Here is a 2,704-nt window from a genome sequence, read left to right as displayed (position 1 = left end):
GGATGATCTGCATATCCAGGCGTCCACCACCATAACGCCGGGCGTTGTCAAAAAGATTGCGGAACACTCTTTCCAGCGCCAAAGGGCGGCAGCGCAGAGGCGGTAAGGTGGCAGGTCCGGCAGGATGCTCTATCTGTACCTCCAGGCCGTAGCGTTCCCGGGCCGTCTCGGCCATTTCGGCCACCCAGTCGCGCACCTCCACCTGGATGACCCTTTCCTGGTCTCCGCTGCGCACCAGGGTCAGAAACTTATCGATGGTCTCATCCATTTCGCTAACGTCCACCAGCATGGCCGCTTTTTCGGCCAGCAGATCGTGGTCCTGAAGGTGCAGGGTCAGCAGCAGGCGCGACAGAGGGGTGCGCAGTTCATGGGAAATACCGGTGAGTAGCAGGGTGCGTTCTTCGTGCAGGCGATGCAGATCCTTGGCCATGCTGGTGATGGCCTGCTCCAGATGACGCACCTCCAGGGGGCCGCCAATGGGTTCGAGAGATTCCGGCATATCGCCCCGGCCGATGCGCGGTGCCTCCGCTGCCAGTCGGGCCAGGGGACGGTTGATCTGGCGGACGATGATCCAGGCGCCGAGCAGGGTACAGAGGGCGATGACACCGAGGCGCATAAACATGAAGCTTTGCCCGCCGAAATTCATGGGAGAGACGCGCATACCCAGCCAGGGCTGGCGGTGGTCGCCGCGAATCCACATCCAGGTGGCATGGGCATCGACGGGGCCGGCCCGCAGCGCCGCGCCGGGGGCAATCCGGGCCAGATAATGGGCGCTTTGGCGCAAAAAATAGTTGTTGGTAGGTGCGCCCGGCAGATCATGGGGCGACCGCCACTGTAGGGTGCCGATGGGTGTGTGATCGGCGCCGGCCGCAATCAGGGCGTGGTCAGTCTGCCAGAGAAATTCCGCGAAGCGTTCGGCGGCAGGATTCAGCACGTATTGATGAAACAGGACATAGACGGCGCCCTGGGTCCCCAGCAGCAGAACCGCTAGCAGGAGTACGGTCCGCCACAGGGTGCTACGCGGCCAGAAGCTGCGCATGCTCAGGGTTCCGCGACAAACAGGTAGCCATGACCCCAGACCGTGCGGATATGCCGAGGTCGGCCGGGGATGTTGTCGAGCAGGCGGCGCAGGCGGGAAATCTGCATATCCATGCTGCGATCGTCGTTTTCGAGCTGGCGGCCGCGGGTCAGCCACATCAGCTTTTCGCGGGTCAGCGGCTGGCCTTCATGCTGAATGAGCGTCGCCAGGGTCTGGAACTCGGCGCTGGTGAGAGACAAGCTCTGTCCGCCAAGTTGAATTTCTTGCCGGCCCATGTCCACGGTGAATGGGCCGCATTGGAAGGGGGCTGTTAGCGCTTCGGAGCGGGGGACGGCAGCGCGGGTGCGGCGCAGGATCGCCTGGATGCGGGCCACCAGTTCGCGGGGGTGAAAAGGCTTGGCGAGATAGTCGTCGGCGCCCATCTCCAGGCCCAGGATGCGGTCTATTTCATCGCCGCGCGCGGTGAGCATGAGGATGGGGACATCATGATGCTGGCGCAGCCGTCGGCAGATTTGCAGGCCGTCTTCATGGGGCAGACCCAGATCGAGAACGATCAGATCAACCGGTGTTTCGGCAAGCAGACTGTCGATCTGCCGACCGTCATTTATGCCACGCACCGCAAAGCCAAAACCCTGCAGGTGCGACTCCACCAGGCTGCGCAGGCGCAGGTCATCGTCGACGACCAAAATCTGTTTCTGTGTGTCCATGTGTACACTCTAACCCGTTGTTCTCGGGTGGGCCAAGGCCAAATGTAACAAAGCCTCCCGACCGCCGCCAAAGTGACAGTCTGTTACGTTTTAACAGACCTGCAGCAAAGATTGTTACAGGCATTCCCGCTACCATTTTTCCCTGTTGCGACGGCTGCGCAGGGAGTTGCCCTCTCGGTGCTTGCGGATAGCGCCGCTTATTCCCGTATATCGACTGAGTGAGGGTTTTGCATGAAAAACGCCAGGTATCCGCACGGCCAGGGGCAGCAGAAAGCGGGGCGTTCAGCTCCGGGTATGGCCCGGCTGGGTATCCTGCTCGGGCTTGTCGCTGCGGCGGGTTGCGCTGTCGGGCCGCAGCTTGGCGCACCTGCTGTGCCGGCGCCCAAGACCTATAACGCCCACCCCATAGATCTGCACAGTGCTCAGCAGCAGGTCCGGTGGACCACGCAGGAGGCACAGGCCTGGTGGTCGCTCTTTCGTTCGACGCCGTTGAATGACTATATCCGCCAGGCCATGCAGGCCAACCCGGATGTACAGGCGGCGCAGGCGGCCCTGGCGCGCGAGCAGTCTTTGATTGCGGTGGCCCAGGGCGGACTACTGCCCAGCGTGGGTGCCGGTGCCGGAATCAGTCGCGGGCGGGCACAACGGACCGGCGCGAACGGCGGGGCGAGCTATCGCATTCCCGGCAATCTCTACAGCCTGCTGCTAGGCACCGTCGACGTCCACTACAACCCCGATGTATTTGGTCGGCAGGCCGATCTGGTCCACGCCGCCAAGGCCCAGGCGGCAGTGAGCCGTGCCAGTCTACATCAGAGTGAAGTCTTTTTGGCGGCGGCGGTGAGCCGCGCGGTGATCAGCGGCGCGGCGGCGCAGGCGCAGCGCAATGCCGCACAACGGATTGCCGCTGCCGATGCCCATCTGCTGCACCTGCTGCAGCAGGAGTATCAGTTGGGTTATC

Annotated in this window: 3 protein-coding genes; 1 reads left to right on the top strand and 2 read right to left on the bottom strand. The window is 62.9% G+C overall.

Going from position 1 to position 2,704, the window contains the following annotated elements; genetic code table 11:
• Together AC2VNK_RS05900 and AC2VNK_RS05895 are read right to left on the bottom strand one after the other, a co-directional pair.
• Positions 1 to 1,039, bottom strand: a 1,039-nt coding sequence (locus tag AC2VNK_RS05900) for a HAMP domain-containing protein (RefSeq protein ID WP_486883156.1), incomplete at its 3' end; no start/stop codon positions are given.
• A gap of 2 nt (positions 1,040 to 1,041) precedes the next feature.
• Positions 1,042 to 1,746, bottom strand: coding sequence for a response regulator (locus AC2VNK_RS05895; RefSeq protein ID WP_486883155.1), 705 nt, complete (start codon positions 1,744 to 1,746; stop codon positions 1,042 to 1,044).
• 231 nt (positions 1,747 to 1,977) lie between these two features.
• Here AC2VNK_RS05895 and AC2VNK_RS05890 point away from each other — a divergent pair.
• A partial coding sequence (locus AC2VNK_RS05890) for a TolC family protein (RefSeq protein WP_486883154.1) occupies positions 1,978 to 2,704 on the top strand: 727 nt, incomplete at its 3' end.

It is taken from the genome of Acidithiobacillus sp. TH-A35, assembly GCF_057473505.1.
Note: the sequence above shows the minus strand (reverse complement) of the source record. Positions and strands in the feature narration are given on the sequence as shown.

Coding starts and splice junctions, on each gene's coding strand:
- AC2VNK_RS05895 (WP_486883155.1), bottom strand. CDS start 1,746: ATGGACACACAGAAACAGATTTTGGTCGTCGACGATGACCTGCGCCTG.